At 39.8% G+C, this 17,215-nt stretch carries 18 protein-coding genes; 6 read left to right on the top strand and 12 right to left on the bottom strand.

Features of this window, described 5'->3' with window-relative positions; genetic code table 11:
• Positions 1-27: 27 nt before the first annotated feature.
• From WA352_RS10820 to aceI, 3 genes are all read right to left on the bottom strand, one after another.
• On the bottom strand, positions 28-402 hold the full coding sequence (locus WA352_RS10820; RefSeq protein WP_023270024.1) for a hypothetical protein: 375 nt from the start codon (positions 400-402) through the stop codon (positions 28-30).
• 95 nt (positions 403-497) lie between these two features.
• Positions 498-893 carry a tautomerase family protein gene (locus WA352_RS10815; RefSeq protein WP_004652967.1) on the bottom strand — a complete coding sequence of 132 codons (396 nt, stop codon included), beginning with the start codon at positions 891-893 and terminating at the stop codon, positions 498-500.
• Between the two features lie 192 nt (positions 894-1,085).
• Positions 1,086-1,517: a chlorhexidine efflux PACE transporter AceI gene (aceI, locus tag WA352_RS10810; RefSeq protein WP_336142620.1), complete on the bottom strand. Its 432-nt coding sequence runs from the start codon at positions 1,515-1,517 to the stop codon at positions 1,086-1,088.
• Positions 1,518-1,604: 87 nt separating this feature from the next.
• Between aceI and WA352_RS10805 the strand changes: the two genes are divergently transcribed.
• The 4 genes from WA352_RS10805 to WA352_RS10790 all read left to right on the top strand — a co-directional run bounded on the left by WA352_RS10805 (position 1,605) and on the right by WA352_RS10790 (position 5,608).
• Positions 1,605-2,498, top strand: a complete 894-nt coding sequence (locus WA352_RS10805) for a LysR family transcriptional regulator (protein WP_004807994.1) — start codon at positions 1,605-1,607, stop codon at positions 2,496-2,498.
• A 110-nt stretch (positions 2,499-2,608) separates the two neighbouring features.
• Entirely contained in the window at positions 2,609-3,598 is a 990-nt protein-coding gene (gene tal / locus WA352_RS10800; RefSeq protein WP_336142618.1) for a transaldolase, read from the top strand.
• A gap of 72 nt (positions 3,599-3,670) precedes the next feature.
• Positions 3,671-4,321 carry a leucine efflux protein LeuE gene (leuE, locus tag WA352_RS10795; protein ID WP_336142617.1) on the top strand — a complete coding sequence of 217 codons (651 nt, stop codon included), beginning with the start codon at positions 3,671-3,673 and terminating at the stop codon, positions 4,319-4,321.
• A gap of 108 nt (positions 4,322-4,429) precedes the next feature.
• Entirely contained in the window at positions 4,430-5,608 is a 1,179-nt protein-coding gene (locus WA352_RS10790; protein WP_336142615.1) for a benzoate/H(+) symporter BenE family transporter, read from the top strand.
• Between the two features lie 44 nt (positions 5,609-5,652).
• Here WA352_RS10790 and WA352_RS10785 read toward each other — a convergent pair whose 3' ends face one another.
• The 6 genes from WA352_RS10785 to pepN all read right to left on the bottom strand — a co-directional run bounded on the left by WA352_RS10785 (position 5,653) and on the right by pepN (position 13,286).
• A complete protein-coding gene (locus WA352_RS10785) occupies positions 5,653-7,485 on the bottom strand; it encodes a monovalent cation:proton antiporter-2 (CPA2) family protein (protein WP_171548371.1) in 1,833 nt (610 codons plus the stop codon).
• A gap of 115 nt (positions 7,486-7,600) precedes the next feature.
• Positions 7,601-8,320 carry an MgtC/SapB family protein gene (locus tag WA352_RS10780; RefSeq protein ID WP_004808004.1) on the bottom strand — a complete coding sequence of 240 codons (720 nt, stop codon included), beginning with the start codon at positions 8,318-8,320 and terminating at the stop codon, positions 7,601-7,603.
• A 56-nt stretch (positions 8,321-8,376) separates the two neighbouring features.
• A complete protein-coding gene (locus tag WA352_RS10775) occupies positions 8,377-9,069 on the bottom strand; it encodes a hypothetical protein (RefSeq protein ID WP_336142614.1) in 693 nt (230 codons plus the stop codon).
• Between the two features lie 310 nt (positions 9,070-9,379).
• The gene (locus tag WA352_RS10770; protein ID WP_004808009.1) at positions 9,380-9,817 is read right to left on the bottom strand and encodes an RDD family protein; all 438 of its coding nucleotides are present in this window, start codon (positions 9,815-9,817) and stop codon (positions 9,380-9,382) included.
• Between the two features lie 64 nt (positions 9,818-9,881).
• Positions 9,882-10,568 (bottom strand): dienelactone hydrolase family protein, encoded by a 687-nt coding sequence (locus WA352_RS10765; protein ID WP_336142612.1) that lies wholly within the window; start codon positions 10,566-10,568, stop codon positions 9,882-9,884.
• A gap of 111 nt (positions 10,569-10,679) precedes the next feature.
• The gene (pepN, locus tag WA352_RS10760; protein WP_336142610.1) at positions 10,680-13,286 is read right to left on the bottom strand and encodes an aminopeptidase N; all 2,607 of its coding nucleotides are present in this window, start codon (positions 13,284-13,286) and stop codon (positions 10,680-10,682) included.
• Positions 13,287-13,719: 433 nt separating this feature from the next.
• Here pepN and WA352_RS10755 point away from each other — a divergent pair, with 433 nt between their 5' ends.
• Positions 13,720-13,977, top strand: coding sequence for a hypothetical protein (locus WA352_RS10755; protein ID WP_004652954.1), 258 nt, complete (start codon positions 13,720-13,722; stop codon positions 13,975-13,977).
• Positions 13,978-14,035: 58 nt separating this feature from the next.
• Here WA352_RS10755 and WA352_RS10750 read toward each other — a convergent pair whose 3' ends face one another.
• The 3 genes from WA352_RS10750 to WA352_RS10740 all read right to left on the bottom strand — a co-directional run bounded on the left by WA352_RS10750 (position 14,036) and on the right by WA352_RS10740 (position 15,818).
• Positions 14,036-14,509, bottom strand: a complete 474-nt coding sequence (locus WA352_RS10750) for a DUF2147 domain-containing protein (protein ID WP_004808015.1) — start codon at positions 14,507-14,509, stop codon at positions 14,036-14,038.
• A 215-nt stretch (positions 14,510-14,724) separates the two neighbouring features.
• Complete coding sequence (locus WA352_RS10745; RefSeq protein ID WP_004808019.1) at positions 14,725-15,201, bottom strand: DUF2147 domain-containing protein; 477 nt, start codon at positions 15,199-15,201, stop codon at positions 14,725-14,727.
• A gap of 143 nt (positions 15,202-15,344) precedes the next feature.
• Positions 15,345-15,818 (bottom strand): DUF2147 domain-containing protein, encoded by a 474-nt coding sequence (locus WA352_RS10740; RefSeq protein ID WP_336142608.1) that lies wholly within the window; start codon positions 15,816-15,818, stop codon positions 15,345-15,347.
• 229 nt (positions 15,819-16,047) lie between these two features.
• Between WA352_RS10740 and WA352_RS10735 the strand changes: the two genes are divergently transcribed.
• Positions 16,048-17,208 (top strand): hypothetical protein, encoded by a 1,161-nt coding sequence (locus WA352_RS10735; protein WP_004808024.1) that lies wholly within the window; start codon positions 16,048-16,050, stop codon positions 17,206-17,208.
• The last annotated feature ends 7 nt before the right edge of the window (positions 17,209-17,215 follow it).

Raw genomic sequence — 17,215 nt, 5'->3', positions numbered from 1 at the left:
CTGATTTGAGCTTCCGCTTCTTATAAATTACCGTCTAATTATTTCCTCAGGCGTGATATAAATTTCAGCATCGTCACCTTGTACTGTTGCATGAAGTTTGTTTGCAATCTCAATCATTTTCCTAATCGCTTCAGGACTTGGATTTTTAATCGATAAACTACAAGAATCATGACTATATATTAGTGGAATTTCTTGCTTATCAATAAGAATTAGAAAGTCTTGTGCTGAATTCTGGAGATCACTTTTTACTGATGGATCTAGCATCATATAAGCGTGCCATTCTGCAGGAGTAATACATTCCCCCTCATTAAAATAAAATTCTTTTTTTGTGATATGTAAATCATAGCCCGCATAGCTGACTTGGCAAACAATGAATAGAATGAGTAAAATTAATTTAAACATCTTTTTATTTATCTCATCTTTTAAAATTACTTAGGCTATTTTCCTATTTAAATAAAAGAAAGCCCTGATAGAGCTTTCCTCTTTAACACTTTGATCTAAACATCAATTTTAAAACCTAAATTAACATCACAAGCTGCCTGACCACCACGAACACCAAAATTTTCTGAAGGCAGTTCACGAAGCATAATTTTTACATGATCTTTAGGAATGCCTATCGGCTCAAGATTATGCACAATCAATTTATACAGCTGACGTTTCGCATCTAAAGAGCGTCCAAGAAATGCATCAATACTAATCAAGGTATAACATTCGGGTTTTGCCTTTTCAGGCGGGCATTGAAAGCGATGTGCTTCATGCACAATTAAACGTACATTCCGATCACTGGCCATGATTTTAAAAGCATCTCTCAGTGCCGTATGCACTGCCTCCATGATCTCCAGTTCAACTGCGACTGGATATTGTTGCCTAACTTCAATAAGCACACTTGGCATGTTTTTATTCTCCTACGAACTAGCGTCATTAAATTTTGGTATTGTTTCTTATATTATTTAAAACTTGCTCTGACGATATTAAATAAACTTGAGCAATCTGACTTTATCAATACTGTAATCAAATCATGCTTAACTGCAGGCAATAAAAAAGCACTCTTCAGTCAATCCCGAAGAATGCTTTTCATCAAACAATTATGATGATGCTAGTTTTGCATTTGGGAAGAAACGATCTTCTACCAAGTCATAACACCACTGAAAGATGAATGTATACACCAAGATACACATGGTCAAACCAAAATCGAGAATCAAGGCTTCAATAAAGCTCATCTTCATCAAGTACGCAATAATTGGAATGGTTGCAAGCATCAAGCCGCCTTCAAATCCAATAGCATGTAGAATACGGACTGGGATTGTTCTTTGCCATTGATATTTATGTTCCACTTTTTCAAAGTAATGGTTAAAGATCATATTCCAGAAGACGGAAATGACCGCCATGATCGTACCTAAAATACCAGTTACTTCTAGTGGCATACTAAAAATAAAACTTAAAGCAATCGCGATGATGACCAATAAAATCACTTCATAGCTAATTGCATGAATGAGTCTTCTTTTGGAAATCAACATTTCATAACACTCTCTTGTTTGGATAAGTGCCATTTTATTTTTATAATACTGATCAATCCAATTAGGTTCTTTCAGTTTTTTTGACAGATGAATATTAATCAAGAACAACTCATCATGTTTCAAACCGTTATTGAAACAGGTTCATTTTCGGCTGCGGCACGTAAATTAGGCAAAGTCCCTTCTGCAGTGAGTATGTCGATTGCCAATTTAGAAATTGATCTCAATCTCAATCTATTTGAACGGGTTGGACGTGAACCCATCCCGACAGCAGAAGCCACTGTGCTTTATGAGAAAACACAACAATTATTGATTGAAATGAATCAATGGAAGCAGCATGCGCATGCATTGAGCACAGGCTTAGAGTCGACCTTAAATATTGTGGTAGTTTCAGAACTGCTCTATACCAACTGGACCGACTACATCACCCTGCTAGAACAGCAATTCCCTAGTCTGGCGATTAATATCTTTTCAGCACCACAAGAAGATGCTTTACAGATGTTATTGGATCAATCTGCGCAGTTGGCATTGATGTTTGAACGAGAGCAACTGGACAGCCGTGAACAATTCGTAGAACTTAAACGAGAAGCGCTTGTGCCTGTGATTGCCAAGAGCCATCCTTTGGCACTTCTGGATAAAGTTTCTTTTGAGCAAGCCGTACAAACGCGCCAAATTGTGGTGGCGAGCCGTGATCATAGCATCAAGCCTGAATTGCTTTATTCTAAGGACTATTGGCGTACCGACAATCATCATTCAGCGTGTATGATGATTATTCGTAATTTAGGTTGGGGTGTGTTGCCATTACAGATGTTCAATGAAAATCCAGAACTTAAAAAGAAACTCAAGATTTTGGATATGTATGATTTCACCCCTAAATTTGAATACTATGTTGATCTGGTCTGGAGTCGTGAAAGTGAATTAGGGGTTGCTGCCAAATACTTGATCGATCATATCCGACAGCAGCGTAAACACAATGAGGGATAAGCGGTCACCAGATAAACAATTCTGCAAACAAATGCAGGGCTTTGCTTTCACGTAGATTGTGTTATAACAGAAGTTACCAATAATATTGTTTATGTAAGAACGCTATATCAATGACTCAGACCGCATTACACCAATTAAAAAATTTAACCACCGTTGTTGCTGATAGTAGTGATCTAGAAGCGATTGAAAAATTTCGCCCACTCGATGCAACGACCAATCCATCACTCATTACCGCTGCGGCTGAACAACCAGAAAGCCGCGAGCTGATAGAAGATGCTTATACTCAAGCTAAGCAGGAAGGCTATCAACGTGATGAACTGATTGAACGTACCATTGATATTTTGACTGTGAAGTTTGGTGTCGAAATTTTAAAATTGATCGATGGTCGTGTTTCTACCGAAGTCGATGCTTCTCTTTCTTACAACACTGAAGCGACAATTGCCAAAGCACGTGAGTTATCTCAGCTCTATCAAGGATACGGCATTGAACAATCCCGTATCCTGATTAAAATCGCGTCAACATGGGAAGGTATTCAAGCTGCAAAAGTGCTTGAAGCTGAAGGTATTCCATGTAATCTCACTTTGTTATTCGGTTTACATCAAGCTCAGGCTTGTGCTGATGCGAAAGTCACATTGATCTCACCTTTTGTAGGTCGTATTTTAGATTGGTATAAAAAAGCTGAAGGCGTTGAGCAATATCCTATTGCCAAAGACCCAGGCGTGCTGTCTGTGAAGAAAATTTATAATTACTACAAACAGCATGCCATTCCGACACAAGTAATGGGCGCAAGCTTCCGCAGTACTGCACAAGTGCTTGGTTTAGCAGGTTGTGACTTACTTACGATTGCCCCAAATCTGTTGGCACAGTTGGAACAAGACCAACAGCTTGTTGAACCTCAACTGAGTGCTGAATTTGCGCAACACGCAGAAAAAATTGAACGTGCAGCACAAAGCAAAGAGAGTTTTAAAGCTGAACTTGAGCAAGATTTGATGGCTTTCCAATTACTACAAGGGGGTATTGATGGCTTTATCAAGGCCCGTGATCAACTGAGTTTGTTGTTACGTCAGTCTTTTGGTATTGATGCTGAAATCAAACCCTAATTAGTCGATTTTTCACCAATAAAAACCGATTTTTGTTATATTAGCGAAAATCGGTTTTTTAATGAGTTCATTGTGTTCGGTATAACAGATTTAACCACTTATATTATTGGTACAATCTTAATTGTGTTATTACCTGGCCCTAACTCTCTCTATGTCATGTCCGTCGCTTCGCGTTATGGCATTCGTACTGGTTATGCGGCAGCTTGTGGTGTATTTACAGGAGATTCCATTTTAATCCTGTGTACGGTATTAGGTGCAGCATCCTTACTCAAAGCCTTCCCGATCCTGTTTATTATTCTTAAATTAACAGGGGCTTGTTATCTCGCATACTTAGGTTTTAAATTGCTGCAAGGTGCTTACCAAACTTGGAATAAACCGCCTCATCATGCCGAGCTTGCTGATTTACCTAAACTTGATCAAGTTCATCCTTATCGAACAGCACTCAGTATCAGCTTACTGAATCCCAAAGCAATTCTATTTTTCCTGTCTTTCTTTGTACAGTTTGTAGAACCTGACTATGCCTATCCTGCATTAAGCTTTTTAGTTTTGGCATTGATTGTCCAAATTGTAAGTTTTAGCTATTTAACCGCCTTGATTTTCTCTGGAATTAAACTGGCCAGTTTTTTCAAATATAATTATAAATTGGCAGCCACGGGTATTTGTTTGGTCGGCATCTTATTCTTTGGTTTCGGTTTAAGATTGGCAACTTCGACGCTCACCTAAGCATAAATTTGATTGAATGATCAATTTATTCAATCATTTTAGAACTACGATTTAAGACGCATTAACGATATACTTTTCAACAAATTTTAAACAAGTATAGATGCATAGATGCAACGTCTCCTCCAAGATTTTTCAATTCCAGCAGTTTTTGCTGGCTTTATTACATTCTTAATCGGGATTAGTGTTTCCGCCATCCTCGTCATCCAAGGTGCACAATCTTTAGGTGCTAATACCGCGCAAATCAGTTCTTGGTTTTGGGCATTGGGACTTGCCATTGGTCTCTCGGGCTTGATTCTATCTTGGAAATATAAATATCCAGTTGCTACCGCATGGTCAACTCCGGGGATTGCACTAATCATTGCATCGACTGGGCATTATGATTTATATGAAGCGATCGGTGCTTTCTTGGTCTGTGGTATTGCCATTGCAATTGTTGGTTTTTCAGGAATCTTCCAAAAACTATTGGCCCATATTCCACAAAGTCTGACCTGTGCCATGCTGGCAGGGATTTTATTAAAATTTGGTATTCAGATTTTTAGCAGTTTAGAAAGCCATCTTGGCTTTATTCTCAGTATGCTTGTGATCTATTTGGTTTCAAAACGCTTATTTCCACGTTATAGCATTGTACTGACGGTGATTTTAGGTGCAGCAATTTGCCCACTGTTTATTGACTTTAAACCCCAGTCGATTACGTGGTCACTGACCCAACCGGTATGGATGCAGCCCTCTTTTTCTTGGTCTGCTATCTTAGGCCTAGCTTTGCCACTGTTTGTGATTAATATGACTTCACAAAACTTGCCAGGGATTGCCATGATTAAAAGCTATGGCTACCACCCGCATGTGAATCAATTGGTCGGTTGGACAGGTGTTGCTCATACTGTTTTTGCGCCTTTCGGCTGTTTCTCAATAAACTTAGCGGCAATTAGTGCAGCGGTAAGTTTAGATGATCAAGTGCATCCCGATCCAAGCAAACGTTATATCGCAGGCATTAGCTGCGGTCTGTTCTATATCTTAATGGGGCTCTTTGCAGCAACGCTCGTCAGCCTACTGATGTCATTCCCGCAAATCTTTATTGTGGCGCTTGCAGGGATTGCGCTGTTTGCAACGATTAGCCATAACATTGCAGTCGCTTTTTCAAATGTAGAAGAACGTGAAGCTGCGCTACTCACCTTTTTATGTAGTGCTTCTGGTGTCCAATTCTGGGGCATTGGCTCAGCATTTTGGGGGTTGTTATTGGGTATCTTCGTATTGATGCTATTTAGATTTAAAGCAAAAAATAAGCCTTAGTTGAACTAAGGCTTATTCAAAGCATGCATGGAAAGCATTGCAGATTACTTCTCCTCTAAATCCTTTTGTGCTTCCTCATCATTTAAAATACGTGCTGCTTTTTTAGGACGAATTAATGGCGCTGTTGGACGCGGATGTGAATGTGTATATTGTAAGCCTACGCCTGCATAGACATCATCCGCAGCGATTTCTGTTTCAAAACGCTCATCATCACGATCACGAATTTCATCCGTAATGCGTTGTACTTCGTCTTCATCAACGCCTAATTCTTGCAAGATCACGCCGCCAAATTTGATCGCAGACTCGAAGGTTTCTCGAATCATATAATCCACTTTATGCTTCACTAAATAGAGTGAATGTTCACGGTCATAAGAACGAACCAGCAACTTGGCCAATGGAAATTCATGCGTGACCAATTCCACGATACGATTAGTCGTTTCTTTACTATCAACACAAACCACAATGGCTTGAGCGGTAGATGCACCCGAAGCATGCAGAATATCTAAACGGCAGCCATCGCCATAATAGATTTTAAAACCAAACTTTTCCGCGTTTTGAATCATGTCGATGTCATTGTCAATAATGGTGACATCCACCCCTCTTGCCAATAGTAATTGACTGGTCACTTGACCAAAACGACCAAAGCCAATCATCAGGACACTGCCACTCAAGCCTTCAGCAATATTGACATTGTCCAAATTGATCTGATCTTTGGTTTCGGTAAAACGTTTAAACACAATGCCTAAAATTGGAGTCAATACCATTGATAACACCACAATCGCCGTCAAATTCGACTTGACTGAATTATCAATGACCTGAGCACTGACTGCCGCTGCAAACAGGACAAAAGCAAACTCACCACCTTGTGCCATCAGCAATGCACGATCCAGTGCCTCGGTATGAGAGCTTTTGGTGACTCGTGCCACGATATAAATCATCAGAGCCTTAGCAAACATCATGGCTAAAACACCACTGATGATGAGCTTCCAGTTCTGTGCAACGACGGATAAATCCAGTGACATCCCGACACCGAGGAAGAAAAGTCCCAGTAACAGGCCACGGAAGGGTTCAATATCCGCTTCAATTTGATGTCTAAAGGTCGATTCAGACAGCAATACCCCTGCCAAGAAAGCACCCATCGCCATCGATAAACCGCTGACTTGCATCAACAATGCTGCACCTAAAACCACCAGAAGTGCTGCCGCCGTCATCACCTCTCGGGCTTTTGCCGCGGCAAGCAATCTAAATAACGGATTCAGTAACCAATACCCTGCAGCAATCAAACCTGCAATCGCAATCAGACCAAGACCAATGCTTTCTAAACGGGTCGAAGTACTTTCCACTACATGGTTTGGCGCCATAAAAGCAACAATTGCCAATAAAGGTACAATCAGCAAATCTTCAAATAATAAAATGGCAACAATCTTTTGCCCTTGCGGCTGAGCGATATCACCGCGATCTCCCAACAGCTGCATCACAATGGCCGTAGAAGTCAGGACAAAACCCGCTGCACCGATAAAAGCAACTTGCCAAGTAAAACCAAACAGTAAGCCGACGCCAGTCAATGCCAAAGCACAAGCAACAATTTGCAAGGTACCTAGCCCAAAGATTTCACGCCTTAAACTCCATAAATGTGAGGGCTGCATCTCCAGACCAATCACAAACAAGTACATCACAATCCCAAGTTCTGCAATGTGTAAGATCGAAGCCGAATCATGAAAAAATGCAAATCCAAACGGGCCAATAATCAGGCCTGCAATTAAATAACCAAGGACGGAACCTAAGCCAATACGTTTAAAAATTGGAACGGCAATTACAGCAGCGGCAAGCAAGACCACTGGCGCAATTAAACTGATTGAATGTGCTTCTGAACTCATACTGTTCTCATTGTTATCAAGCTGGCGTCATTTTATGTGAAACAATAGACATTTTATATATCATTAATGAGACAATGTATCCCAATGCCATAATATCGCAACGATTTATAAAGGCTTAATTGATGGTATTTTTATCCCAAAATGCCTGTCGAATTTGCGGCATGGCATTCAGATGATTTGTAATATGTTGCGCTTCTTCTGCATCAATTGACGTGGCAATTAAAGTGACTTCAATTTCGACCTCTTTATCACCAAAAGGTGTTACTTCAATATCTTTGGCAGGATAATTATGGTGTTGCAAGGTTAAATTCAATTCATCCATCACCACCTTACTCTGACTACGGTCACAAATAATATAGATGACATGTAAAACCTCGGTATCGTCATCAATTGGACGACGATCAATGGCATGAACAATCGGTCTTAACAGCGTATTGGCTGCCAAGATAAAAGCCGTTGCCAGTATTGCTTCAATAATAAGATCTGAACCCGCAGAAGCGCCCACTGCGGCTGAGCACCAGAGAGTTGCCGCCGTGTTTAAACCATGAATATTGCCTTCTTGGCGCATAATCACACCCGCACCCAAGAAACCAATACCTGAAACCACATAGGCAATCACGCGGACTGCACCTTCTGCACCCGTTAAATTGGTGGCAATATCGACAAAAATTGCAGCACCAACAGCCACCAAAACATTGGTTCTAAGTCCTGCAGTGCGTTGTCGATACTGACGTTCAAAGCCAATTAATGCACCGAGAATAAAAGCAACGGACAGGCTAACCAATGTGTCCGCAATATTCGATAAATCAATATTTTGTAAAAATTTTAATTGCATCTTATACCTATATTCTTATCAATGATTTAATGATGGATCAACTGAATTTAAGCGCATTATGATGATGGCGTATAACTTAAACCGAGTCCAAACCAATGTTGTTTTAAACGATGTAGACGATCGCCGAAGGAAGCTTCTAAAGTAAGAACATTGGGAATCAAACTATATTGCAACGCTGTCTGGAAAAATGGCGCTTGGCGATCTTGATTATATGTTTCAAGTGTTACACCGACATGCTCAGTCACCGTATAAGTTGAAGCAATTCCCCAGCGAACGAGGCGCTCATCGGTCTGTTGATAACCGAGATTGGTATCCAATGCTAAACGTTGATCTAAAAGTTGAAAACTGACAGGAACATTCAAAAACCAGTTTAAATCCCCATGATGAGCAACATCATCACGGGATAGCTGTAAACTACTAGCAACGCCCCAGTCATTCTCCATTGGCTTTAAAATGCTTTTCGCTTGAACCGAAAAGCCATGAATCTGATCTTGATCTTTACTTGAGTGATAGCCCAAAGATACTTCTAAATTTTGATTGAGATTACAGGCAGGTACAACTTGATAAGACCAAGTGCCGTCTTTGTTATAGCTATAAGTACTTTCTAGCTGGCACTGCTGCGCTGCTGTAATAGAAACATCATCGGTGTTGATGAGTGGACCCGCCTTACTCTTTTGAGTCAGCAATAATCCACATAAAATAAATACGTTAAGAACAGCAAGCCATTGAATGGAAGCGTGAAAAAACATAGGCTTCTCCCCATTTTAGGTGAGAAACTAAACAGGAGGCAGTCAATACAATAAATTTTGTGGATACAGCAAAATTTTATAGGAGGGTTTAGATAATTTTTAGCAAAGCTATCTCATTGCAAGATAGCCAACCTAAATGGCTCGCTTGCTCAGTATTCGCTTTGGCTTAATCCTTTATTAAACCCGAACCTCGAACAACTTCCCATTTAGGATCTCCGTGAATAAACTCAACGGCATTATAGGACATGCGAATTGATTCACAAGCCCTATCGTATGAATTTTTTATTACATGATAAAATTTCGCTCTAAATTAAAGCTCTCTTACCACTACAGTTTTTGCCATTTTGTCGTGCCAGCCTTGTTTCTTCGCATCAAATGCCACCCAGATTAAACCAATAAAAAAGACTAATGTTGCTGGGATATAGCCAATGTAGCGAATGATAGCCTGCCCGACAGTCACATTTTCACCCGTTTTTTCATCCAGCACTTTTAATCGAAGTAAACGCTTACCAGGTGTTCCTGCAAATTTAATCCAGCAGAAAATATAAAATACTGCGGCGAGAATTTGCCAAATCCAATCTGCCGTAGACATAAATTGGAATGATGAAAAACCATCAGAAGCGACTGTGGTATTGCCACCACCAAAAATCATGGTTAATGGAATCATGGCAACCATCACAATGATTGAATCAATAATCGCGGCGCCGAAACGTATCCAGAAGCCCGCGTATGCGTATTGTTGAGACATATTCCCCTCGCTTTTTTATTTCTATAAATGGATTCAGTAAATAATAACCTGTTGTTCCAATGATTTATATTGTGTTTTGTTTTAATTCTCGCTCAAAGAAATCCACAGTCCGCTGCCATACCACTTGTGCTTCTGGCAAACCTCGACTCACGCTACGAAAGCCATGTGGCATATTATAAGTATAAGCTTCAACCCGATCACCCAATTGCTGGATCAGTTTATTGCGTTTGGTCGCTGGGCAAAATGGATCTACGGTTGACCAATGTCCTTGTAATATTCGAACTTCATCCAGAGACTCTTTGTTTGGAATACCCGCCCCTTGAATCCCCAGAGAATGATGATAAACCACAGGTGCTAACATATCTTCTCGCTTCGCCATCTGAATCACATAACCACCGGTTAAACACTGCCCTAACATGCCTAGGCGACCATTTGATCGAGGATCTGCCTTTAAGGCATCTAACAAGACATGAATTTCCTGATTGACGTTACTATCCGCAGCATTGATACGGCCAGCCTTACTCACCATGGCACGAATACAATATTTGACTGCACCACCACTAAATAAATTAGGCACATAGACCAAATAGCCCCGATCAGCCAAGTCTTGGGCATCTTCGCGGTAGACATCTAAAATACCAAATAACTCATGTAACAATAAAATAGCAGGCGTTTTTTCAGAGCTTTGTGTAGGTGCATACACTTCAACTTCAATTTGACGTGTCGGTAATGTGATTGTTTTTATTTCCATTGCAGTCATCCGTTACATTCGAATGATTTCCATACTATTTCTGACAATATTAATTGTCAAATAAAAAAGGATGCCTGACGACATCCTTTTCATATTGATTAAATCAATAAATTAAATACTGAGTAAACTGTTCAATGTTTCTGCTACATTTTTCGATTTTACTTTAGGTTGCAATGCTTTAAGCACTTGTTGCACCTGACTACGTTGTGGTTCAGCCAAAGTGTACCAACGTGACAACACTTGTAATAAACGCGAACCTAAAATTGGGTTTTTCTCATCCAAATAAGCAGCAAGCTCAATGAAATGATAAACCCCAAAGCTCCACGTATTCACTGGGTTTTCAGCAAGTCCTCCACTCACGGCACGAATACGGTTCGGTGTGCCCAGATCATAATCTGCATGTTTAGTGAGGTATTCAATCGTTTCCGCTGTCGCACATGGATTCGATGCTTGGATGCTAAACCACTGATCTAAAGACAAGGCTTCATCTTTAAAACGGTTATAGAAATCTGCGAGTGCAGCTTGCGCTTGTGGTGCATCATTCCAGACTAAAACACGTAATGCGCCTAAACGCTCAGACATATTGCCTGTTTGTTGATATTGGGTATAAGCCAAATCAAACACGGACGCATCACCTTGACGTGCCAACATATTCAGGGTGATATTTTTCAATGAACGCACGCCCATCGCCAAAGAAAACTCTTTTTGCTGGTCTGGATCTAAGGCCAAATACGTCTCTTTCCAGAATGAACCTAAATCACGCGCTAAACGATCCAGCACAGCTTCACGCTTTTCACGAATCAGTTCAGGCTCATAGTCTTGATCAATACGACTGCCTAAATAGTTTTCACTTGGTACATCAAATAAACGCGATGCCAATAACGGATCTTTATTCACTAAGTCTGGCAGAGTATTCTTAATTGCCTGAATATAGGTGTCCACCTTATGATCTTCTAAAAGAATACGTTCCAATAAGGTTTGTGTCGCTTGCCATTGGTTAAAGCCATTGGTTTCATGCTGAATCAAAAACGCAAGATCATCATTGGAATAATCAAAGACTAAATTCACAGGGGCTGAAAAATTACGCAATAACGAAGCCACTGGTTGCTCAGTCACCCCTGTAAATTCAATTGTTGCATCATCTTGATCAAATAAATACACGCCATCTTTGACCTCATTCACAAACAGATCAGTGCTGTGCAAGGTATATTGTTCACCTGTATTGGCATTAAATAATGCCAGAGCCACAGGAATTGGCACTGCCTTGAGGTTTGGATATTTTGGATGTGCTTTCAAGCTTTGTTTGAAGCTTAAACGATAAGTCTGTGCAGCCGCATCATATTCACCTTTAGCTTCTAACTTTGGTGTACCAGGTTGGTTATACCAAGTGAGGAAGTTAGATAGATCAACACCTGAACCTGCGCTCAATGCCGCAACCCAGTCTTCAACTGTAACCGCTTGCCCATCATGACGTAGAAAATATTCATCAGTCCCTTGACGGTATTTTTCTTTACCCAATAACGTTGCCATCATGCGGTTGATTTCAGCACCCTTCTCATACACTGTCGCGGTATAGAAGTTGTTGATTTCAACAAAATGATCTGGACGAGGCGGATGCGATAATGGACCAGCATCTTCAGGGAATTGATGCGATTTTAACACCGCTACATCATCAATTCGTTGTACAGCTGCTGATTGTAAATCTTCAGAGAAAGACTGATCACGGAAAACCGTTAAGCCCTCTTTTAAACACAATTGGAACCAGTCACGACAGGTAATTCGGTTGCCTGTCCAGTTATGGAAATATTCATGTGCAATCACAGACTGAACTCGCATAATCGCAGCATCAGTGGTGTATTCCTCATCGGCAAGCACACAAGACGTATTAAAGATATTTAAACCTTTATTTTCCATTGCACCCATGTTGAACTGACTGACGGCGACAATCATGTAGTTATCGAGATCGTAAGGGCGACCATAGTGTTCTTCGTCCCAACGCATCGAATGCTTTAATGCTTCCATTGCGATGTGACATTTCGGAATATCTTTATCGATTGCATAAATTTCTAGCGCAACATCACGACCTTCAGACGTTGTATAACGATCTTTAAGTACCGCCAAATCACCAATCACACAAGCAAATAAATAGCTTGGTTTCTTGGTCGGATCTTGCCAGATTGCAAAATGACGACCTTCACCAACCTCACCTGTTTCCAATAAGTTACCATTTGCAAGTAATACTGGATATTTCTTATCGGCCTCTACACGCGTGGTAAATTCAGCCAATACATCAGGACGGTCTGGATAAAAGGTAATTTTACGGAAACCTTCGGGCTCATTCTGAGTTACGAATAAATCACCCGCCTTGTATAAACCTTCCAGTTGCGTATTTGACTCAGGGTGAATCACCACTTGAATTTGCAAAATGACCTGATCTGGTGCATCTGTGATCACCAATTGCTCATCGTCTAAATCATATTGCGCTGCACTCAGGATTTGCCCATTCAGTTGAATCGACTTTAATTCAAGATCACGCCCCAAAAGCACCAAAGCACCAGTCGTTTGACGTTTCATCACTAAGGTTGAGTCAACAATCGTATGATCATCATAGACTTGAATATCTAGGTTAATGGATTCAACCAAGAAAGATGGTTTTTGATAATCTTTGAGGTAAATGGTTTGATCTGCTTGTACAGGAGGTTGTGCCGCAATATTCATCAGTATTCCTTATCTTTCATCATGTCGTTTAGATGGTCTTGTTGGCAAGACTTCTTGATTAAAGTCATTCGGTTGCACAAATCATGCCTTATTTCGCCTAAATTCTTGTGACAAATCACTTTTGTCAGAAGCATCGGTGAAACTCTATCAGATCATACGCCAACTTATAAAACCTGTCTTTACGGCTCGGTATCAGTTTTAATAATTTTATTGGGTTTACTATTCAGGTTTTCAAATTTGATCTGCAAATTGCCCGATCATTTAGACAAAATTACAACATCGTTTTCCAATCTTAAATAAAAAATACAGAACCAATTGCGTTCTATCGCGCAACTTACATTTTTTTCCTGAGTTTTACATTTTGTGCACGGTTATTGCTTAACCCTATATGCCAATCTAGGTAAATACAATAAAACAAGTGAGGGCTATGACGATGGAATTAAAAGCACATCTATATCGTTTAGAAAATATCAAAGCAATCCATGATCTGGCTAAAGCTGGCGTTGATCATCATGTAATCTCCGTTTTTTTAACAGCAGAAGGAATTGAACTGACAACCTTAGAAGTGACCAACATTGTCAATACATACGATGCACTTGGTAAAGAGAAATTACCAAGTAAAAAAGTCCAAGCACTTATTGCAGCCAAAAAAATCGGTCAGGAGGACGAAAACTTACCATGCCCTGTTTAATCACTTACTTTAACCAAAAAAAACCTCGAAGCGAATTCGAGGTTTTTTTTATTTTCGATTAAGGTGTTGCATTATCAGTACGTAACCAAACGACAGTGCGACCCAGTGCTGAAACGCCCATATAGCCCCGCATACGTAAACGTTTGCCTTCTCCAGTCACCACACCTTTACCTTTATAGATACGGCCAGAAGTTGGTTCCAGAACACGACCATCAATATATGAATCCGGTTTATTCGGATCTTCTTTAAAGCCTGATAAGATTTCTAGTCCAAGAATTGGCTTATTGGTGTTCGGTGCTGCACATTTGGTGCAATTCGTCAGCGCAATACCATGAGAGTTTGGATAACGATAAACAATCTTTCCATGATAACGGCCGTCATTTCCTTTACGGATTTCTACGATTGAGAGTTGTTCACCAGTACGTTCTTCAATACTTTTCCAGTAGCCTTCGATAGAAGCTGCGAAAGTCGTTGCGCTTGCACAAGCAAGAGTGAGCCCCATGATTCCGTTCATGAGCATACGATTTAGCATATTAACCCCGTCTTTAAAAAGTAACCTATTCATCTTTATAGGTTTAATGCACGGAAATTATCACACTTTTACCCAAGTTACACTGTACGCTAGCGTTCATTTGTATAAGAAGTAGCTGATCTAGCTGCTTCTTTTTAGTACGCCTTATACATTCTTTAGCTCAAATAAAAAAGCCCAAACGAGTCGTTTAGGCTTTCTAAAAAAACAACTATTATTTAAGGATTGGCACTATCAGTACGAATCCAGACTTGGGTACGCCCCAAGGCAGAAATTCCCATATAACCACGCATACGCAGACGTTTTCCATCCGAACTCAGTTGTGCTTTTCCTTTATAGATATTACCTGTTTTAGGCTCTAGTACTCGACCATCTATATATTGATTTGGATTCTTCGGATCTTCTTTCAATCCCCACGCAATTTGTAGTCCTTGAATCGGTTTATTTTTAAAAGGTTCAGGACATTTCACACAATTGGTGAGTACCGTCCCGCCACCTAAAACGGGATAACGATATACGATAGTCCCAGTGTAGGTATTATCTGGTTTTTTCTTAATTTCTACGATTGACAGTTGCTCGCCTGTACGATCATCAATACTTTTCCAAAATCCTTCAGGAGTTGAAGCAAAGCTCGTTGTGGTGAATACAACCAAAGAGATGCCCATGATTCCTTTCATGAGTGAGTTTTTTTGCATAATTCGCTCCGTAATGCAAAATTGATCCGTCTATCACTTCATTTTTATGCGAATGTATAGAAACAGTCAACACAACCAAAGCATATTTAATTGCTTAAAATCAAACAAAATTTTAAGCAATTCACATAATTAAAAATAAATGATTAGGGATTGGCACTGTCCTTGCGAATCCACACCACAGTACGGCCTAAAGCAGAAATTCCGACATAACCACGCATATGCAAACGCTTTCCATCAGCCGTTAAACGTGCTTTACCTTTATAAACTTTACCGGTTTTACTTTCGACAATCCGCCCATTGATAAAGTTATCTGGTTTTTTCGGGTCCTCAATCAGCCCTGTTAACACTTCTAAGCCTAAACGCTGCTTCCCTGTATATGGCGGCGGGCAATTCACACAATGTGTGACCACGACGCCTTGTGCATTGGGATAAATATAAACAATTTTGCCACGATAGGTATTGTCAGGAGCTTTTCTTATTTCAATGATGGTCAGTTGTTCTCCGGTTCGATCATCAATACTTCGCCAATACCCTTCGATTGAGTCTGCGTATGTGAAAATACTGCCCAAACACATCATTACGCCAATAACAGTTTGTATCCAAATCCGATTATTCATGTTTTCCCCTTTGCTTTTACTTTGTTCAATTCATATTGAGTTATGATTCTAATTGGCGCAGAAATTTACCATAATTTAAAAAAAGCAAAGTTGTAGGATTATCTTTTATATAAAATTCAGTCAATTAAGTCTCATTTTAGCCTTAATTTTTATCTGTATATAATCTTTGCATCACTCCTTGGATTCAGCATGTATAATTCTCTATTTAAAGGTTATAGGCTTAATATCAATGGATTTACAGATTCTACAAAAACAGTTAGATGAAAGTAGCCATTGCCCTCTATGCCAAGCCTCTATGTTTTGGGTTGAAGCAGAGCAATACAACCAAGAATTTCAATTTCACGAATGCAGCCACTGCCAGCATCGTGTCTTTAAAAGTGATAGCAAGCTGAATTGTCACTGTGCTCAATGTACAGCCCTGCGGAAAAAACAGACCCAACAAACAATTTTACAAGAACAACGCAAATATAAAATCAAAGACGAAGTGATTTATAGTCTGAATCAACTTAGTTTTTTACATAAATTATTCTTATTGAGCCTTTTAGATAGCTATGCACGTGAGGATGTACAGCATGATGAACTGATTCATTGGCAGAATATTAAATATCGCGAATTTACTCCCAATTACTTATTTCAGAATCATTTAGTTCAAGAATTAATTAAATTAGGCGTGTTTAAGCCAAAAGATACGAGCTTAGAAACTGAGCATTTCTATCTCAACATCCGACTAGATGGTTATTCCGACCCTAGCTTGTTTAGTGTAACTCAGCAATTACGCCACTGGTTCTATGAAAACCTGAGTCAAGGTATTCCATTTAAAAGCACCGATGAAGTCAAAGATGCGTTGTATCTCGTGCTCTATCAAGAAATTGTGCAGTTTATGCAGTTCTATTGTCGGACTTGGGGCATTCAAATTGCAGGTAATCGACCATTTCAAGCCTTTTGCTACCGCTTAATGGAAGGTCTAGCCGTGGGGCAGATTTTTTACCTAATCCAAACCGCTTTAGAATATTTACATAAACAAAATGCGTTGCAACCCAGAAATGATAAATTTATCAACACCAGTTTGCTCAAAAAGACTTTGGAACAATATCGTGAACGTGCTTTGACCGAGCGTTGGGAAACCACAACCTTACCAAGACCTTACATGATTCCATTTAGTAAAATGAGTGAAGTACTGCTGTTTAAATTTTTGGGTTACGACGAGAGTATATTTATTCAGCCTGTCTGGAAGTCTTGGCGAAAAATAGAACCTCGCTTAAGTTTTTACTCGGTTAAACGTTGTATGTATTGCGGCTCAAATGACTTGATCGTGGATTATGATGCGACAGATTATGTGTCATTGATTTGTCGCCGATGTAAACATCAAGACCATTATTTCACTCGTTAATAAAGAC

Source organism: Acinetobacter sp. 102 (assembly GCF_037028485.1).
In the GTDB taxonomy this organism is placed as follows: Bacteria; Pseudomonadota; Gammaproteobacteria; order Pseudomonadales; family Moraxellaceae; genus Acinetobacter; species Acinetobacter higginsii.
Note: the sequence above shows the minus strand (reverse complement) of the source record. Positions and strands in the feature narration are given on the sequence as shown.

What these genes read in the sequence shown, in the direction of transcription:
- tal (WP_336142618.1), top strand. Translation starts at nt 2,609, where the DNA reads ATGACTCAGACCGCATTACACCAATTAAAAAATTTAACCACCGTTGTT.
- WA352_RS10770 (WP_004808009.1), bottom strand. Translation starts at nt 9,817, where the DNA reads ATGTCTCAACAATACGCATACGCGGGCTTCTGGATACGTTTCGGCGCC.
- WA352_RS10740 (WP_336142608.1), bottom strand. Translation starts at nt 15,818, where the DNA reads ATGAATAATCGGATTTGGATACAAACTGTTATTGGCGTAATGATGTGT.
- WA352_RS10765 (WP_336142612.1), bottom strand. Translation starts at nt 10,568, where the DNA reads ATGGAAATAAAAACAATCACATTACCGACACGTCAAATTGAAGTTGAA.
- WA352_RS10780 (WP_004808004.1), bottom strand. Translation starts at nt 8,320, where the DNA reads ATGCAATTAAAATTTTTACAAAATATTGATTTATCGAATATTGCGGAC.
- WA352_RS10775 (WP_336142614.1), bottom strand. Translation starts at nt 9,069, where the DNA reads ATGTTTTTTCACGCTTCCATTCAATGGCTTGCTGTTCTTAACGTATTT.
- WA352_RS10805 (WP_004807994.1), top strand. Translation starts at nt 1,605, where the DNA reads ATGAATATTAATCAAGAACAACTCATCATGTTTCAAACCGTTATTGAA.
- WA352_RS10785 (WP_171548371.1), bottom strand. Translation starts at nt 7,485, where the DNA reads ATGAGTTCAGAAGCACATTCAATCAGTTTAATTGCGCCAGTGGTCTTG.
- WA352_RS10735 (WP_004808024.1), top strand. Translation starts at nt 16,048, where the DNA reads ATGGATTTACAGATTCTACAAAAACAGTTAGATGAAAGTAGCCATTGC.
- WA352_RS10815 (WP_004652967.1), bottom strand. Translation starts at nt 893, where the DNA reads ATGCCAAGTGTGCTTATTGAAGTTAGGCAACAATATCCAGTCGCAGTT.
- pepN (WP_336142610.1), bottom strand. Translation starts at nt 13,286, where the DNA reads ATGAATATTGCGGCACAACCTCCTGTACAAGCAGATCAAACCATTTAC.
- aceI (WP_336142620.1), bottom strand. Translation starts at nt 1,517, where the DNA reads ATGTTGATTTCCAAAAGAAGACTCATTCATGCAATTAGCTATGAAGTG.
- WA352_RS10790 (WP_336142615.1), top strand. Translation starts at nt 4,430, where the DNA reads ATGCAACGTCTCCTCCAAGATTTTTCAATTCCAGCAGTTTTTGCTGGC.
- WA352_RS10750 (WP_004808015.1), bottom strand. Translation starts at nt 14,509, where the DNA reads ATGCTAAATCGTATGCTCATGAACGGAATCATGGGGCTCACTCTTGCT.
- WA352_RS10755 (WP_004652954.1), top strand. Translation starts at nt 13,720, where the DNA reads ATGGAATTAAAAGCACATCTATATCGTTTAGAAAATATCAAAGCAATC.
- WA352_RS10820 (WP_023270024.1), bottom strand. Translation starts at nt 402, where the DNA reads ATGTTTAAATTAATTTTACTCATTCTATTCATTGTTTGCCAAGTCAGC.
- WA352_RS10745 (WP_004808019.1), bottom strand. Translation starts at nt 15,201, where the DNA reads ATGCAAAAAAACTCACTCATGAAAGGAATCATGGGCATCTCTTTGGTT.